Below are 15,535 nucleotides of genomic sequence, written 5' to 3'. Positions count from 1 at the left end.
TGTCTATCTGTAGTACAGGTTGCGGCCACCCATGGTCAAAAGGGCCTGCTGGAGGTTCTTGCGAATCTCCCTGCGGTCCCAGATGCCCTGAATATGCCCGCGTGAAAGCGCCTGATGGCAGTCGTGGTAGTTGGGCGGAATGTCGATGCCCGTGGTCTCCTTGATAACGCCGGGCCCGGCAAAGCCGATGTTCGAGGAACGCACCGCGAACTGATACGGCGAGCAGCCAAGGAAGCTGGCCACAGGACCGGCGTAGGAGTTGGTGTCGTACAGCACCAGATACAGACCACCGGCTTCAATGTAGCGCCGCACGGCCATGGTGCATCGCGGCATCTGGATGACGCCGTTGACGCCCTCCTGAATGCGGATGCCTGCCGTGCCGTGCACGTAAGCGATGAAGGGGTAATGCTTCTTGCGCGCACGCTCGGCGGCGCGGATGAACTTCTCGCCCTCTGCCGCGCCAACGGAGCCGCCGCGGAAGTCCGCGATGAGCATAGCCACAACGCAATTCACGCCATGGATGCGCGCCTCAAAGGTGGTGCAGCCGCTCTTTTTGCCCGTCTTGGCCTTGGCCTTCTCAATCTTGGCGTCCAGCCCGTCGAAATCCAGCGGATTGCCGGCTTCGATGTTGCGGTTGAACTCATAGATGGAGTTCTGGTCAAAGACGTTGTGCAAGTACCACTGGTACTCCATGCGGAAGTGGTGCCCACAGGTGGAGCACACGCCGCCGAAGTCGCCAAAGAGGTCCGGGGCCCACAGGTCCACACAGCCATGCGTGGCGCTGTTTGGGCAGGTGACGGCGCGGTCTTCGCGCGCCTGCGGGCTGACATAGTAGGTGCCGTTGCCCGTATCGCATTCCTCATCCCAGCAGGACAGCTCGGTGAGGCTCTTTTCCGTTTCCGTATCAATAGCGGTTTCGCCCTCGCCTTCGGAGATGCGGTTTCGCATCCACTGGAAGGGCGCGGCGCACCGGTCCTTGACGACCTGAATCTCTCCGCCCAGCTCTTCCATAACGGAAGTAATCTTCTTCTGGTGCTTGCGCATGAAGTCGTACTTAAAGAACGAATACACGTCCCACCAGAACTCGCCGAGCACGTTGTTCACGCGTTCGGTAAAGGGAGAATCATCGAGATAGGCCTTCTGCGCCATACGGCGGAAGCGCTGGTAGCGCCGCCAGACAAGGCGTTCTTTGGCGCGCGAGGACAGGTTCCAGCGCACGTAGATGTCTTCCGCGCTTTTACCCTTCTTGCGCGCGCGGCGCGAGCTGAGCGTCATGGCGCGGAAAAGGCGCAGGCCCTTGACGTTGAGCACCACGGTATCCGTGGCCGCAATGACTTCCTGACGCAGTGTCTTGAAGAAGTCATAGTCCTCGGGGCGCGCACCAAGCGACGGCTCATGCAGTACTTGGTCGATGAAGCCCATGGCCTTGTTGTCGTCCGCCGTCATCTTAATCTTGCGTGCGCAACTCTCTATAAGCTCCACGCTGGCGCGCTGGCCATTACGCAGACGGCCCTCGATTGCGGCGGCGCCCTCGGGGGAAATGACGGAATAGTAGCCGTGGGAGAACATCATCCGGTGGTCTGCAAGGCCAATGGCCTCCGCGCCGCCGGAGCCGCCCTCGGAGATGCAGGTAATGACCGGAACGGTCAGGCCAGCCATCTCGTAGAGGTTGCGGGCAATCTGCTGCGCCGCGCCGGGGTTGTCCTCAATGGGATAAGAACCGGGGGTGAACACGTAGGTGTGGATAGGGATATTCTCGGTCTCGGCGACCTTCATATAGTGCAGCGCCTTGGCGTTGCCCCACGGCTTCACGGAACCGCCGTTGCGGAATTCCTGCCCGTGTCCCTTCTCCTGACCGATGACCATAACGGGCTGGTTGTGCACCTTGCCGCCAACGCGGCGGGAGATGTACGCCCGGGCAATGATCATGCTGGGGTCGATGTTGTATTCGTCCTGTCCGCCCAGTTCGGTGTAGTTGTCATAGACGTTCTCAAGGATGTCCTTGAGGCAGACGCGCTGCGGGTGGCGCACAATGCGCACCTTGTCCATGGGGGTGAGTTCACGTTCAAGCTTCTTTTCCAGGAACTCGAACAGGTCTTCAAGGGCGGAAAGCTGTTTGACCCGTTCCGCGGGGGACACGGAGTCCTCTCGCGCAAGGAAATCATTCAGCTTGGACTGGAGAAGCTGAATATTCGCATTCTCCTTCGCCCCGAAGATGTCCTGAATATACTGTAGCCTGTCGCGCAGGCCCTGTATCCGCTTTTCAATGTCCATATACGTGTCTTTGGGATTGAGTGTCGGGTGGTGCCCAGCCGCGCTATGGCGCAGACGGGGCCGCATCAATATGATGCGGGGTCCGGCATCAGCTGAACTTCAGGAGGTCGGCCGTCTTCTCCCGCAGAAATTCCACGTTGGAGCGCAGCCCATCACCTGCGGAATCCTGCCCCTCCAGCACAAGGTTGTCAAGAAACGCCAATCCGCGCTCCTTGGCCTCGGCAAGGTCCTTGCCCCAGATGATGGCAAGGGCGAGGTTGGGGTCGAACTCCGTGGGAATCTGATACGGCTCGTCCGTTGGCACCTGCGTGTACATGGACAGCCACGACTCTTCCTTCCACGTGAAGGTGTCGATGCGGCCGCACCACGGGGTGAACTTGTTGGCCGGGTCCTCCGCGATGATGCGGTATTCTATGCCAACACCCTCAAAGGTGATGTCGCCTTGTCCGTAGCCCAGCTTTTCGCCAAGGCCGCAACGGATTTGCTCCGCAATCAGGTCCACCACTTCGCTCTGCGGAGTGCGGGAGATAATGGCGGAAACGCCGTTCTCAACCTGAATGCGGGTGTTGACCTCCATCAGGAAGGGCTTGCCGTTGGGGGTGACAATCCACTCCCACGTTCCCACACTGTCATAGCCGGACTCGCGGGCCATGGACAGGGAGTGCCCGATAATCTCGTCCAAAAGCGCCTGCGCATCAAAGCCGTAGCCCAATTCACCGGGGGCGAAACCGGGGGCGACTTCTATGCGTTTCTGCCGACCAGTGCTTTGAACGGAACAATTGCGTGTGCCGAAATGTACCGGCTCGCTTCCGTGACGGTCTGCAAGAATCTGCACTTCCAGATGATTGAAGTCGAAGATGCGCTGTTCGACCAGCACGCCTTCGTCATTGAACTGCCGCTTGGCGTAGTTGCGGATGCGGCGATAGATGGAGCGGAAGGAATCCATATCATGGATTTCCTCAATGCCCATGCCGCCACCGCCGGCCGACGCCTTCACCAGCACCACCGGGTTCACCACGCCCTGCTCCGCCTGAAAGGCAAAGAGGTTCTCGGCGATTTCCTCGGCTTCCATCTCGTCATAGATGGGGCGGTCGGAACCGGGCACCGTGGGCACGCCAAGGCTGCGCGCAAGGCGCTTGGTGTTGATTTTATCGCCCAACTCACGGATGACGCGCCACGAGGGGCCAATCCAATGCAGGCGGTTTTTGCGCTGCGTTACGCGGCGGGCGAAGCGGAAGTCTTCCGCAAAAAAGCCGTAGCCAGGGTGCACGGCAGTTGCCTGCGCATCGTCGGCCACGGCCAGCAGTTCATTGGCGTCGTGGTAGGAGGATATGCGATAGAGCGCACCTTCGCCGCCGAGTTCCCGAGCCAGTTTGACATGGCCGGAGCCCTCGTCCGCGGCGGTATACACACAAACAAAGTCCAGACCCAGCTTTCGGCAGGCCTGGACAATCCGCATGGCGATCTCTCCGCGGTTCGCCACCAGTACCTTATGTTTGTTCAACACTGGTTTACGTTCCTTGTTTGTCCGCCTTCTTCCTGAGTGCGATCATGCGTTTCTGGACTTCCAGCACCAGCTTATCGAGGCGGGCTTCCTTTCGATAGTCGTTGTTCTCGAAATTGATGCCGATGATGCCGTTATCCAGCACCCGCATCACCCGCGCCTTCATCTCAGGAAGGAAGAGCTTCTTGTTAAGGAGCAGATCGAACTCCAGTTGTTCGCCTTCTGTGAATCCCTTTTCGGCATCCTTGAAGGCCAGCCCCATGGCGCTGAGGTCCAGCACCATGAAATGCCTGTCCGTAGACCTGAGGACGACCTCGAGCCCCGGAATCTTGGTCCGGAATGCTCGTCGTTGTCCGCCATTGTCACCATTGCCCAGAGAGAACGAGTACTCGTCGATCATCCTATTTGCTCACGATCTTTTCAAGAACCAGTTCGACACGCCGGTTCTTGGCTCTGTTTTTGGCGGAGTTGTTCGGAAAGATCGGCTCCAGATCGGCAAGACCTGTCGCCGTCAACCTTCCCTGGGCGATTCCGAGTTGCATCAGATAGCGCAAAACATACACCGCACGCAAGCTGGAAATCTCCCAGTTGTCCTTGAACCTACTCCTCCGTGAAGGAGGTATGTCATCCGTATGTCCGACGATATTGATCTGCTGGTCGACGGATTTCACCAACATGTCGCGCATGGTGTCGAGCATTTTGCGCCCCTGGCTGGAGAGTTCCACCTGACCGGATTCAAACATCACATCGCCGGGAAGACGGAGGATAATCTTGCCTTCGTCGAACACCGCGCCGACCACACCTTCCACACCTTTTTTGGTGATGAAGGTCCGCACGTCCGAAAACACCCTGCGCTGGGACTCGATGAGCTGCTTTTGCATGCGCACCGTGTCCATGATGACGGCGTCCTCGCTCTTAACGCGCATGGTCATGAGTTCCTTGTCCTTTTCGCCAAGGGCCTGCTTCACGGCCAAAAAGGAGTCCGTGAACTTTTCCTCATCCAGCGTGGACATGGAAAAGAGCAGGATGAAAAAGACGAGAAGGAGCAGCGAAAGGTCGGCGAATGTCGTCAACCATTCGTTGTTGTCGCCGCTCTCTTCCGGGATGCCGAACATGTTCATATTGTCATCGGGCACTCTTTCGCTCCTTGGGCGGCTCGAAGGACGAGAGCTTCTCGTACACCAATCTGGGGTTGTTGTTCTCCAGAATGGATTTCGCGCCTTCAAAGATAATTTGGAGGTGGAGTTCCTCCTGCGAGGTTCGCGCCTTCATCTTGCCCGCAAAGGGCAGGAACACGAGATTGGCCATGATGGTGCCATAGAATGTGGTCAGGATGGCCACAGCCATGGCAGGACCGAGGGTTGCCGGGTCCTCCAGTTTGGCCAGCATCTGCACCAGACCGATAAGCGTACCGATCATACCAAAGGCCGGGGCGAAGCCCGCCAGCTTTTGGAAAACATCAATGGAGATGCTGTGGCGGCGCTTCATGGTGCCAATCTCAATCATGAGTGTATCGCGGATGAGCTGGGGGTCGGCGTTGTCGGCAATGAGTTGGCAGGCTTTTTTGAGGATGGGGTTCTCGGTCTGGATGTTTTCCAGAGCGATAAGACCCTCGCGGCGGCTGATCTCGGCGATGCGGACCATGATGTTCACCACGTCCTCAACTTTGCCTTTCTTCTTCATGAACAGGGAAAGCGCGCCCTTGTGCGCATCAATGACATCCTGCAAGGGGAAGGTGACGCAGATGGCGGCAAAGGTGCCGCCAACAACAATCATCAGACCCGGGACGTTGATGAACAGACCCAGCTGCCCCCCGACAAGGATGGCGCCGATGACAAGGACGAAGCCTATGATGGAGCCAAGAAGTGTTGCAATATCCATAATCTATAAATCTGCCTATCAAGAGCGGACGTTGACATGAAGGGGCATCCCGTACAGAATGACCGAACTTGGTGGCCCCGGACCATTACCTTTCCCCGAACCCCTCATAATTACTTATCAAAGTTTATGCAAAATCCCGAAAAAGTCCAGCAGGCAGCGGATTATATCCACAAGAGCCTGACACGGCCGCACACAGCGGAAATCGGCGTGGTGCTCGGAACCGGCCTTGGCGACTGGGCCGAGTCCCTCACCCATGTCCAGTCGTTTGAGTATGCCGACATTCCCGGCTTTCCGCCATCCACCGTTGAGGGGCACGCCGGACGCCTCATTGCCGCGCAGGTTGGCGGGCGAAACGTCTGGCTGCAGCAGGGGCGCTTTCACCTCTACGAAGGCAATTCCCCTGCCGACGTCTGCATGGGCGTGCGCACCATGGCCGCCCTCGGCGTCAAGACGCTCATCGTCACCAACGCGGCGGGCGCGCTGAACCCGCAGTTTGACGCTGGCGGGCTGATGTGCATCACGGACCACATCAATTTCACGGGGGCGAACCCGCTTGTGGGCATCAACCACGACGCTTGGGGCGACCGTTTTCCCGACATGAGCCGGACCTACAGCCAGCGCCTTGGCGACATCGCCATGGACAAGGCCCTTGAACTGGGCATCCGCCTTGAAAAAGGCGTCTACCTTGGCCTTGTGGGACCGAACCTCGAAACCCCGGCAGAAACACGGGCCTTCCGCATCTGGGGAGCGGACGCGGTTGGCATGTCCACCGTACTCGAAGTTATCGCCGCGCACCACATGGGCGTGGAGGTCCTCGGGATTTCCTGCCTCACCAACAAGAATTTGCCGGACTGCATGGAGGAAACCTCGCTTGATGACGTCATCGCCATGGCGCAGGCGTCCACCGGCAAACTCTCACAGCTCCTCGGTGCAGTCATTGGGGCGCTGTAGCGCCGCCTGAGGAGCACATTCATCAAACATATCGGCCAGAAAGGGATTTCCTGTACCCCTCTGGCCTGATTTTCCTTGAAAAAAAGGCCGGTACCTGTGTACCGGCCTTTCGTTTGGCTGTCTGCCGCCTACTCGTGGCTGTGCTGCGGGTAGACGGGGGTTACGTCGTCCATATTCATCACGCGCGTGCGGTAGCCGTCGTGCTCAATGGCATAGCGCGTGAGGGTATTTTCGTCGTGGTCTAGGATATCAAGGCCGCTCTCCGCTCCCTCGCGCATGTGCTCCATCACCTTGATGACGAGAAGCTCCGCATCCGGATGATAACCGTCATGGGCGATGGTGATGGTACCGCCTTCGTATTCCACTTCATCAAAGGTAAGTTCCGGCTTCAGCGCCTCGTAGCCCTCCGGGCCGATGCCGTTGAACGTGCCGAAGATTTTTACGCCTGTTCGCATACACGCGCCTCCTGTTCTGACGCGGGGCCTGGTCTGCCGCCGCGGCTACTTCTTCACATCCCATTCGCGCTTCTTCATGTAGAGGAAGCGCACCAAGTCGTACTCAAACAGCGCGCCGTTTTCATAATAGTGGAAGAGAATCTGCTTGCGCACGTCAATGCCCTTGAGGGTGCCGTAGGCTATGCGCGCGGGCAGGGCGTGGTCCGGGTCCAGCTTGTCCATGACCGCGCTCTCCTCCATCCAGATGATGGTGCTGTCCACGGCAACGCCCGCCGTGTCGCGCACGTTGGACGGGCCAAGCACGGGCAGCACCACATACGGGCCGGTCGGCACGCCCCAGACGCCAAGGGTCTGCCCAAAGTCCTCATCCTCATCATACAGCCCGCCGCGCGACGCCATGTCCACCAGCCCGCCAAGGCCGATGGTGGTATTGGTCACAAAGCGCCCAAGGGTGTTGGCCGCGCCCTTCACGTCCAACTGCAGCACGCAGTTGATGAAGGTCGGCACCTCGCCGATGTTGCTGAAGAAATTGGACACGCCCGTCTGCACGGGCTTTGGGGTAACGGCCTCGTAGGCGTTGACCACGGGCATCAGCACGTAGTCATCAAGGCGCGCATTGAAATCATAAATCCTGCGGTTCATCCGCTCCCACGGGTCATACACGTAAAAGGGACTGTCCGGGGACAGTTCGGCCTTCATGGGCGGATGCTGCACCGGGGCCGTAAAATCCGTGACCTTGGTGGGCGTCTTGGCCGCGCAACCCGCGCCAAGAGCGAGCACAGCGCCCAGAAGAAGAACGCGCAAAAGTGTCGTTGTGCGTCGCATCAGCGCCCCTCCCCGGTCTGCATAAGCCGCAGCATATCCCGCACGTTATCCCGGTACATGATGTTGCCGCAGTGTCCGCCCACGGGATAAATAATACCGCGCGCGCCAAAGGTCCGGCGCAGAAAGTCCACCTCCGCGCCGTCGAGGATAGGGTCGTCGGCATTGGTCACCATGACAATCTTCTCCGAGCCGCGCAGGTAATCGCGGATGCTCCTGAGGCTGCTGTCGCGGATAATGGATTCGCGGGTGAGCGCAGGGTTGCGGTAGATAAGGTACGGAGCAAGAAACTCCTCAAAATAATCCTCAAAGCTCAGGCGTACGGTGGTCAACAGATAGCCCAGCAGCGGGTCGCCGGGCACGGGACGCTGGCCCTTCGGCACCACGTAGCCCGTGCCCAGGGTCAGGTCCGTGGCGAAAATGATGCTGGACGACGACATCCGAAACGACACCGCAATAAGCGTGCGCAGGTCGTCGCCGGGCACCTTGCGGAAATTATAGAGCCTGTAGAGCAGGTCGCCGCCGAAATCGACCTTGTCCTGACTGGTGTAGAACTCCGACACCGTCTTGAGCAGGCGGCTTGTGGTGCGCTCGATGTTATCCTGCGCGCCGGGGCCGTCCACATGCAGGGCGTCGAGACGCAGGGCGGAATTGTACAGGCTGACGGGCGGATTGATCATCAGCACGCGCCGGAAGTTGAACGCGCCCCGCTGCTCATCCAGCAGGGACAAAAATGCGGACTGCGCGCCGCCAAGGCTGTAGCCGCCCACGCTGTAGTCCGTCACTTGGTCCGCGATGTCCAAATCGCGAATCACCAACTGCATGACCCGGTACAGGTCTTTGACGTCGTCGCGAATGTAGCCGGGAGCGCGGGACGTGGACGCGCTGACGATGAAGTTTGGATGCGTTGGCGAGGGCAGGCACACCACATGGTAGCCCGCGTCAAAAAACACCTGCTGCAGGAAGGCATTCTTTTGCGAATTGTGCCCCGCACCGGTCCCGGCGACGAGGAACATCAGCGGGGCCTCTCCATCCTGCATCACCACGGAGTAGCGCATCTCCTCGCTGTGCCAGAAGAGTTCCGGCGCAACGCGGTCGTCCACCCGCAGGGTATGGCCCACGGGCCGCGCCGTACGCTCTGGGGTGTACATCACATCCGGCGGCGTCCCCACCACGGTGGCCACATACGGGTCGGTGTACGGAAAGGCGTACTCTCCGGCCACGGCCGTCCCCGCAAGGCAGGCAATCAGCGCGATGGTAAGGGCTGCATTGAGTAATCGGCTCATCAGTCGTTCATCTGCTCCGGTTGCGCCCTTCGCCCCGCTTCGGCGTGGTGCCGGGTGGGCCGCAGGCTGTCATCATTTTCTGAAAGTACGCGAAACTAGCGGCAAGCGCCGCCGCTGTCGAGTCCTCAAAGACCGTCATTTTTCTGGCACTTCTCCCCTGTCGTCCTGCCGCATCACGCCCTGCCCGCCCCGGAAGCGTTGTCACAGCACGACCCCGCACTTTTGGCAAGGTGCTTGCTTTGTCACCGCCAAGCGACATCAACACGATTTTTTCCATACACGGCACAGTGACAGCCAAGGAGGAATTCAATGCTTTCTCTGCTGAAAAAGCCCCACAACGAACCCGAAAAGAGTGACAACCTGCACATCGCCAAGGACCTGTTCCTCTCGGGCAAGTTCCCGGTGGTAACCACAAAGGAAATCCCGTCCCGCGCGGTCAAACGCGTTATCGGACTGGCGGCGTACAGGGGATATGACATGGAGCAGGCGTTCTATGGCATGATTACCCGCGCCATCTCCAACGGTGCCAACGCCGTTGTGGGCTACCGCGAAAACGTCGCCTTCCACCCCGATGGCAGCAAGTACATCTCCTGCTACGGCACGGCCGTGCGACAGGTGGAGGACAAGTAGCCCAAACGGCTCCCCTCCATACCGCGTCCAGTAATCACCAGAAAGGGAGCGCGCAGCACTGCTGCACGCTCCCTTTTGCCGTTTTTCTCACTCTTTCGCCGGCGGCCTGAGGGCTACGCGCCGCCGGATGGTCCCGCCGCCACCTGTCCCCTTCCGACCGCCACGCGCAGCACATCTGACGCAACTCGTCTCGTCAGCCCATCTTCCAGCCACGCCCCGCACGACCGCCGCGCGGCGCAGCGGCCACCACAGCGGTCCCGACGCGGCTACTGCATAGCCTGCGACAAAACCTCCCCGTAAATGCGCGGCGCGGCAAAGGGCATAATGTCGCGCCCCTGCACGCGGAAGCCGTCCAGCATCACGGCGTCCCGGCGGCTGCCGCCCGTGTCCACCTGCGACAGCGTCAGCAGAAGCGTGGCGCTCGGGATAATCTCGTTGCCAAGGATAAAGTCGCGCACGTCGTACCGAAAGCGCCCTTTGCCAAGGGGAGTGAAACGGCGCTCCAAGGAATGGGCGCGGACAAAGGCGTCCATGTCCGCAAAATTGAGCGACCGCGCGCGGCGCATTAACTCGTCGCGGTGCCTCCCCTGCTTTTGCAGCTTGAGCAGGGCAAGGCGCATGTCGCGCGGGTCCTTCAGCACAAACAGTTTGGACCGCAGCGACGCCCGCACGTCGCCGGAACGCTCGGCCTTTGCGGCCTCCTCGGACGGCGCGGTCTGCGTCCGCTGCGCCTGACAGCCCGCCAAAGCGAGGGTGCCCGCCAACAGCATCATCCACGCCACTTTCGCCATGTCCGACATACATCCTCCCACAGAGAGCTTGCGAAACATCAGGGCCATGCTCCGCAACCATATACCGTCATGGAGCTTTTCGCAAAACAGTTGCCGCGACAAAGCGGTCCCCTGCGGCGTTCCGCCCTGCCCTCTGCGGCGCATTTGGCCCGCTGCAAAAGGATTTCCGCCGGGCACCCACTGCGGGAAAAACCACAAAAAAAGACCACATCCTCCAGCGCAATGCCCAAAGGATGTGGCCTAAAACAGCGTATGGAAGCGCCCCGGAAAACGCGGCCTTATGCTTCGGCGGCCGCGCCGCGGCCATGCTCCTGCGGCAGGGGGATGGCGACCTCAAGACGGGTGCCGTCCTCGCTGCCCATGATGGAAAACACGCCATCAAAGGCGCGGGCGCGCTCGCGCATGTTGGACAGGCCATAGCCCGCACTTCCGGCGGTGTTGGGGTCGAAGCCAACGCCATTGTCCACCACGGCAAGCTCCAGCCTGTCAGTATTCAGACGGAGTTGCACGTCCACCCGCGTGGCCCCGCTGTGACGGGAAACATTATTCAAGGCCTCCTGCACAATGCGGTAGAGCGGCCCCTTCATGTCCTCCGGGATGCGCTCCTCGCTGGCCGGAACCTCCAGATTCAGCTCAATGCCCTGCGTTTTGCGCACCTGACGGCACTTCCAGCGCAGGGTGGCGACAAGGCCTATCTCGTCCAGCGTTGCGGGGCGCAGGTCCATGACGATGCGGCGCATATCCTCCAATATTTTGGTAATATGCTCGTTAATTCGGCGCAGATTGCCCACGGCCTCGGCCGTGTTCTCGCCCATGGCCCCAAGAATGTTGCCAATGTGCAGGCGCACAGCCGAAATGTCCTGACACACGCCGTCGTGCAATTCGCGCCCAATACGCGCCCTTTCGCGCTCCCCTGCGGCAAAGACTTGACGCTGGGCGTCGCGCAGGGCGGTTTCGGCGCGCCGCCGCTCCTGCATTTCACGCTGAAGCTCATCGCGCGAGACGGTGACCACCTTGAGCCGCAGAGACATCTCGTTAAATGCGCGGCCCAGTGCGGACACTTCATCGTCGCGGCCGGGCACCGTGACTTCGCAGCCAAGCTCACCATCGCGCAGACACAGAACGCCCTTATGCAGCTGCCGCAGCGGCGAAATGACGCCCTGCTGGAAAAAGCGCGCCCACATCAAAAACGACCCGCTCAAAACAACAAAAACGAACAGCAGCACTCCATTACGCGCCGACTGCACGGCGGCAATGTTTGCGCTGTTCTCCTCCAAAATTTCGTTGGCATCGGCCTCCACGGCGCTGAGCACCACGGAAAAATGACTGCGCAAAAACCGCCGCGCGGTCCACAGCTCCACGGTTTGCTCACGCTGCGCCTGCCGCGCCAGCTTCACAAAATCCACAAACAGCACGTCCGCCTTGGCAAAGTCGCGCTCAAGGGACCGCAGCGGCTCGGTGCTCTCAAACATGGCGGCAAAGACCTCAATCTGCGCATGCAACCGGTCCGCGCGTGAGCGCCACTGCTCCTGCACACGTTCAATGTTGGAGCTGTTTAGCTCATTGGACAGGGTGTTCAGCTCCGCCAGACCACTGAGGATGGAAAATGCGGAGTTGCCGCGGTCGAGAAAAAGCCCGATGCGCCACTCGGCCCAAGTAAGGCTGCCCATGGCCAGGAGCAGCAAAAATGCCGTCCCGGCCATGAGCAGACGAAGTTTCCCGCGTATAGTCATGCGCAGTTACCTGATGATGCTCACGCTACCGGGAAAGACCTTTTCCAGAGGCTGATACTCAATCAGGTCCATGAAGTTGCGCGGCGCCGTGTGCGAGACCAGCTTGTTCTCAATAGCCCAGCCTTCCACGCTCTCAAAGTTGAGCAGCAGGCTCTGCTTGAGGGACAGGTTGTACTCCACCTCGTTCTTCACAAAATTCAGGGTGCCCTCGTAAGAGCGGTGCTTCATGTCCGCAATGATGCGCGCGGCCTCTTCCTCGTGCCCCACAACCCAGCCTTCGGCCTTCTTCAAGGCGCGGAACATCCCCTCAATGAGTTCCGGCTCGGCGTTCACCAAGGTACGGTGGGCAAGGATGGGCACAGTCTTGCGGTCCAGCTGGGAGTTGGTGAACTTGATGGCGTTGTCGCCCAGCTTAGCCTCCGCCTTTTCAATGGGGGTGCCATGCTGGCAAATGGCGTCCACTTCACCGTTTGCAATGGCGCCGGGCAGCTGCTTCTTGGTCAGGAAGGTAATCGACACGTCCTTCGGGGAAATGCCGTTATGCAGCAGGTATTTATACAGATAATAGTGGGCGGTGGTGGCGCGCACGGTGGCGATGCGCTTGCCCTTGAGGTCCTTGGGGCTGGAGATGCCGGCATCCTTGCGGCACAGCACCTTGGTCTGGCTATCGGTGTAGGCCAACACGCCAAGCAGGGCGACCTTGGCGAAGTCCATGTCGCTCAGCACAATGCCCACGCGGTTGGTGGTGCCAAAGTCCACCTCGCCGTCCAAAAAGGCCTTGAGCGCCACAGAGCCGTTGCGGTAAATTTTATGCTCCACTTCAATGCCGTTTTCGGCAAAGTAGCCTTTGGCCATGGCGATGCAGACGGCACCGTCCATTCCGCCAGACCCGGCAGAGACCGATACTTTGCGCAATTCCGCACTGGCCGGTACAGCCAAGGCGACAGTGAGAAGCAAGGCGACGATAGTTCCGATACAGCGTTGCATATGTTCCCCTCTTCGAGTTTTTTCCCCAATAATTCCGGGATATTTTTCAGGATACGCTACACGAAGTTGGCCCTTCCTTCAATGCCCCTACCTTGCCCCGCAGAAAAGGCGTACCCGTTAATCCCCCTCACTTTACGCACAATAAGCGAATTATTCCGGCTTCTTTCCCTGCACAACCCTACCGCAACCCATGAAACACCCTACCAACAAAAGTAGGGTGCTCTGCATTTACACCCGTAGTCAAAGCACCCTATTTTGTTCACGTGCAGTCAACTAGTTTACTTAATTTTGAGGGGAGGCAATTATGTCATTCGGGGATATCATCAGTGCATGGATCCGTGAACAGGTGAATATGGGAAAACTTCCCAAAAGTATGGAAAACGGCTATGCATCGTGCAGCGATGTCAGCAGCCTAACGGACTACCTTTGCGACGCAATCCGCACCGCACAGGACGATACGCCCATCCAGCTGCTTGCCGCGCATTTCGGGTATGCACTGCACCCCTTTGAGGGAGGGGGCCGGTGTAGCTCCGCAGCTCACGATGGTGGAGATTCTGGTGACGGCTCAAGTACGGATATTCATTGCTGAAGATCACACACTCTTGCGAGAAGGGCTTAAGGCCCTCATAAAAACCAACCCGGACTGGGACGTCGTCGGCGAGGCTGCCGACGGTGTGGAAACGCTGGAACGGCTCGACCCCGATGCGGTTGACCTGCTCCTCATCGACCTGACCATGCCCCGGCTGACCGGGGTGCGCGTGATTAAGGAAGTCAAAGACAACTTCCCCACCATGCGCATCCTTGTCCTTACGGGGCACAGCGATGAGGAGTTCGTCTACGCCGCGCTCAAGGCAGGGGCGGACGGCTACGTGGTGAAGGACTCCACCAACGAGGACCTCGCCGCCGCCGTGCGCAACGTCATGAAGGGCAACGGCTACCTCAGCCCCACTGTGTCCATGGATGTCATCCGCGGCTACATCGACGGCAAAACATCCCCCGACCAGCCCCAAAGCAAAATTGATGCGCTGACGGGCCGGGAGCGGGAAGTGCTGGCCCTTGTCGTAGAAGGACACCCCAACGCGAAAATCGCCGAGCTTCTCTACATCAGCATTAAAACGGTGGAGAAGCACAAAACCAACATCATGCGCAAACTCAAGGTCGCCAACCAAAGCGAACTGCGCACACTGGTCGGGGACGCCCCGCTTCCCTGACCCCTCTGACCACTGCGCCATATCCCGCGCCCCCGCCGGACCGTACTCCCGGCGGGGGCTTTTTTCATCCAGCGGCCAGCGGCCGGGCGGCGGGCCCAATCATTTTGCACCGGGGCTTTTTCTGCTACCCTGCCAAGGCAGAAACACACACCCGGCAGGACCTACAGCGCCAACGCCACACTCTGGAGAAAGAATGGGTTCCACAAAGATATACCGCGACGCTTCCGACGACACGCTCCCAAACCTGCTGCGTGAACTTGCCGACGCCATTGAACAGGGCGGCACAGACGCCGTGCCCGTCCCCGCAGGGTTCGACCGCCTCAAACTGAGCTTTCGCACCCGCTCCGGCCAGCTCTTTATGAAGGGCAAATTCAAAACGCCCCGCCGCGACGATGCCCCGAACATGGACTTCATGGACTATGACGAAGACGACAAACCCGGCTACTCCAGCCTCAAGTCGCACATGAAGACGAACTTCCGGACCATCCTGCGCCATGCCCACCGCGGCGAATTGCCCCCGGCGGAGGTGCTCTCCTCCTTTATGGCGGACTCACGCCTGATGGTGACCTACCCCGGCTACGGCGACGAATTCTACCCGGAATACCTCAGCGCCTGCGAGCGGCTGGAAGCCGCCTACGCCGCAGGAGACGTCGCGGCCTTCCGCGCCGAAGCCGACACTCTCGCCGCCCTCAAGGCGCGCTGCCACGACCTGTACGACTAGTCGCCCTCCCACACCCGACATTCCCGCAGGCGGGAGCCTCCTCCCGCCTGCATCATCCACCACCCGCCCCAGACGACAGCCCACGCTGAGCAGCCCCAAAAGGACGAAGGAGCGCGCAACACACGCCCTCACGGTGTCCCATTTCGCCACGGGCAACGGTGCACGGGCGCTCTGCCTACACCAACGGGACGCCACGCGGTTCGACGTCGCCTGCGCCAACACGCCACATGTGCCCACACCGGGCACACCGTCCCGCCGCGCGCTGCGCGCTGCGCATTTCCCCTCGTCC

At 59.9% G+C, this 15,535-nt stretch carries 15 protein-coding genes; 4 read left to right on the top strand and 11 right to left on the bottom strand.

The features are described 5' to 3' along the window. Positions 1–3: 3 nt before the first annotated feature. The 5 genes from ACI3L3_RS07620 to ACI3L3_RS07600 all read right to left on the bottom strand — a co-directional run bounded on the left by ACI3L3_RS07620 (position 4) and on the right by ACI3L3_RS07600 (position 5,659). The gene (locus ACI3L3_RS07620; RefSeq protein WP_404844510.1) at positions 4–2,274 is read right to left on the bottom strand and encodes a carboxyl transferase domain-containing protein; all 2,271 of its coding nucleotides are present in this window, start codon (positions 2,272–2,274) and stop codon (positions 4–6) included. Positions 2,275–2,362: 88 nt separating this feature from the next. Continuing rightward, a complete protein-coding gene (locus ACI3L3_RS07615) occupies positions 2,363–3,781 on the bottom strand; it encodes a biotin carboxylase N-terminal domain-containing protein (protein WP_404844509.1) in 1,419 nt (472 codons plus the stop codon). 4 nt (positions 3,782–3,785) lie between these two features. Beyond that, positions 3,786–4,178 carry a PilZ domain-containing protein gene (locus ACI3L3_RS07610; protein ID WP_404844508.1) on the bottom strand — a complete coding sequence of 131 codons (393 nt, stop codon included), beginning with the start codon at positions 4,176–4,178 and terminating at the stop codon, positions 3,786–3,788. Between the two features lies 1 nt (position 4,179). Continuing rightward, on the bottom strand, positions 4,180–4,899 hold the full coding sequence (locus ACI3L3_RS07605; protein ID WP_404845211.1) for a flagellar motor protein MotB: 720 nt from the start codon (positions 4,897–4,899) through the stop codon (positions 4,180–4,182). Between the two features lie 4 nt (positions 4,900–4,903). Next, positions 4,904–5,659, bottom strand: coding sequence for a motility protein A (locus ACI3L3_RS07600; protein WP_404844507.1), 756 nt, complete (start codon positions 5,657–5,659; stop codon positions 4,904–4,906). Between the two features lie 126 nt (positions 5,660–5,785). On the opposite strand from ACI3L3_RS07600, the gene ACI3L3_RS07595 reads away from it, so the two are divergent. Beyond that, positions 5,786–6,610, top strand: a complete 825-nt coding sequence (locus tag ACI3L3_RS07595; RefSeq protein WP_404844506.1) for a purine-nucleoside phosphorylase — start codon at positions 5,786–5,788, stop codon at positions 6,608–6,610. A gap of 128 nt (positions 6,611–6,738) precedes the next feature. Here ACI3L3_RS07595 and ACI3L3_RS07590 read toward each other — a convergent pair whose 3' ends face one another. From ACI3L3_RS07590 to ACI3L3_RS07580, 3 genes are read right to left on the bottom strand one after another with little or no spacing between them, the layout of a single operon-like run. Then, positions 6,739–7,065, bottom strand: coding sequence for a hypothetical protein (locus ACI3L3_RS07590; RefSeq protein ID WP_404844505.1), 327 nt, complete (start codon positions 7,063–7,065; stop codon positions 6,739–6,741). Between the two features lie 45 nt (positions 7,066–7,110). After that, positions 7,111–7,890 (bottom strand): VacJ family lipoprotein, encoded by a 780-nt coding sequence (locus ACI3L3_RS07585; protein ID WP_404844504.1) that lies wholly within the window; start codon positions 7,888–7,890, stop codon positions 7,111–7,113. Then, positions 7,890–9,173 carry an alpha/beta hydrolase gene (locus tag ACI3L3_RS07580; protein ID WP_404844503.1) on the bottom strand — a complete coding sequence of 428 codons (1,284 nt, stop codon included), beginning with the start codon at positions 9,171–9,173 and terminating at the stop codon, positions 7,890–7,892. Before ACI3L3_RS07580 ends, ACI3L3_RS07585 begins: the two co-directional genes overlap by 1 nt. 309 nt (positions 9,174–9,482) lie before the next feature. On the opposite strand from ACI3L3_RS07580, the gene ACI3L3_RS07575 reads away from it, so the two are divergent. Next, positions 9,483–9,803 (top strand): heavy metal-binding domain-containing protein, encoded by a 321-nt coding sequence (locus tag ACI3L3_RS07575; RefSeq protein ID WP_404844502.1) that lies wholly within the window; start codon positions 9,483–9,485, stop codon positions 9,801–9,803. A 266-nt stretch (positions 9,804–10,069) separates the two neighbouring features. On the opposite strand, the gene ACI3L3_RS07570 is transcribed toward ACI3L3_RS07575, so the two are convergent. The 3 genes from ACI3L3_RS07570 to ACI3L3_RS07560 all read right to left on the bottom strand — a co-directional run bounded on the left by ACI3L3_RS07570 (position 10,070) and on the right by ACI3L3_RS07560 (position 13,314). Beyond that, a complete protein-coding gene (locus ACI3L3_RS07570) occupies positions 10,070–10,603 on the bottom strand; it encodes a hypothetical protein (protein ID WP_404844501.1) in 534 nt (177 codons plus the stop codon). Positions 10,604–10,872: 269 nt separating this feature from the next. After that, on the bottom strand, positions 10,873–12,327 hold the full coding sequence (locus ACI3L3_RS07565) for a histidine kinase (protein WP_404844500.1): 1,455 nt from the start codon (positions 12,325–12,327) through the stop codon (positions 10,873–10,875). A gap of 6 nt (positions 12,328–12,333) precedes the next feature. Next, a complete protein-coding gene (locus ACI3L3_RS07560; protein WP_404844499.1) occupies positions 12,334–13,314 on the bottom strand; it encodes an ABC transporter substrate-binding protein in 981 nt (326 codons plus the stop codon). A 557-nt stretch (positions 13,315–13,871) separates the two neighbouring features. Here ACI3L3_RS07560 and ACI3L3_RS07555 point away from each other — a divergent pair. Both ACI3L3_RS07555 and ACI3L3_RS07550 read left to right on the top strand, forming a co-directional pair. Further along, positions 13,872–14,525 carry a response regulator gene (locus ACI3L3_RS07555; RefSeq protein WP_404844498.1) on the top strand — a complete coding sequence of 218 codons (654 nt, stop codon included), beginning with the start codon at positions 13,872–13,874 and terminating at the stop codon, positions 14,523–14,525. Between the two features lie 193 nt (positions 14,526–14,718). After that, positions 14,719–15,246: a GAK system XXXCH domain-containing protein gene (locus ACI3L3_RS07550; protein WP_404844497.1), complete on the top strand. Its 528-nt coding sequence runs from the start codon at positions 14,719–14,721 to the stop codon at positions 15,244–15,246. Positions 15,247–15,535 lie beyond the last annotated feature (289 nt).

This window comes from Desulfobaculum sp. SPO524 (assembly GCF_044987625.1).
Taxonomy (GTDB): Bacteria; Desulfobacterota; Desulfovibrionia; order Desulfovibrionales; family Desulfovibrionaceae; genus Desulfobaculum.
Note: the sequence above shows the minus strand (reverse complement) of the source record. Positions and strands in the feature narration are given on the sequence as shown.

Bases quoted from the DNA above. Each gene is read 5' to 3' on its own strand.
- ACI3L3_RS07620 (WP_404844510.1), bottom strand. From the start codon at position 2,274: ATGGACATTGAAAAGCGGATACAGGGCCTGCGCGACAGGCTACAGTAT.
- ACI3L3_RS07610 (WP_404844508.1), bottom strand. From the start codon at position 4,178: ATGATCGACGAGTACTCGTTCTCTCTGGGCAATGGTGACAATGGCGGA.
- ACI3L3_RS07605 (WP_404845211.1), bottom strand. From the start codon at position 4,899: ATGAACATGTTCGGCATCCCGGAAGAGAGCGGCGACAACAACGAATGG.
- ACI3L3_RS07600 (WP_404844507.1), bottom strand. From the start codon at position 5,659: ATGGATATTGCAACACTTCTTGGCTCCATCATAGGCTTCGTCCTTGTC.
- ACI3L3_RS07595 (WP_404844506.1), top strand. From the start codon at position 5,786: ATGCAAAATCCCGAAAAAGTCCAGCAGGCAGCGGATTATATCCACAAG.
- ACI3L3_RS07590 (WP_404844505.1), bottom strand. From the start codon at position 7,065: ATGCGAACAGGCGTAAAAATCTTCGGCACGTTCAACGGCATCGGCCCG.
- ACI3L3_RS07585 (WP_404844504.1), bottom strand. From the start codon at position 7,890: ATGCGACGCACAACGACACTTTTGCGCGTTCTTCTTCTGGGCGCTGTG.
- ACI3L3_RS07580 (WP_404844503.1), bottom strand. From the start codon at position 9,173: ATGAGCCGATTACTCAATGCAGCCCTTACCATCGCGCTGATTGCCTGC.
- ACI3L3_RS07575 (WP_404844502.1), top strand. From the start codon at position 9,483: ATGCTTTCTCTGCTGAAAAAGCCCCACAACGAACCCGAAAAGAGTGAC.
- ACI3L3_RS07570 (WP_404844501.1), bottom strand. From the start codon at position 10,603: ATGTCGGACATGGCGAAAGTGGCGTGGATGATGCTGTTGGCGGGCACC.
- ACI3L3_RS07565 (WP_404844500.1), bottom strand. From the start codon at position 12,327: ATGACTATACGCGGGAAACTTCGTCTGCTCATGGCCGGGACGGCATTT.
- ACI3L3_RS07560 (WP_404844499.1), bottom strand. From the start codon at position 13,314: ATGCAACGCTGTATCGGAACTATCGTCGCCTTGCTTCTCACTGTCGCC.
- ACI3L3_RS07550 (WP_404844497.1), top strand. From the start codon at position 14,719: ATGGGTTCCACAAAGATATACCGCGACGCTTCCGACGACACGCTCCCA.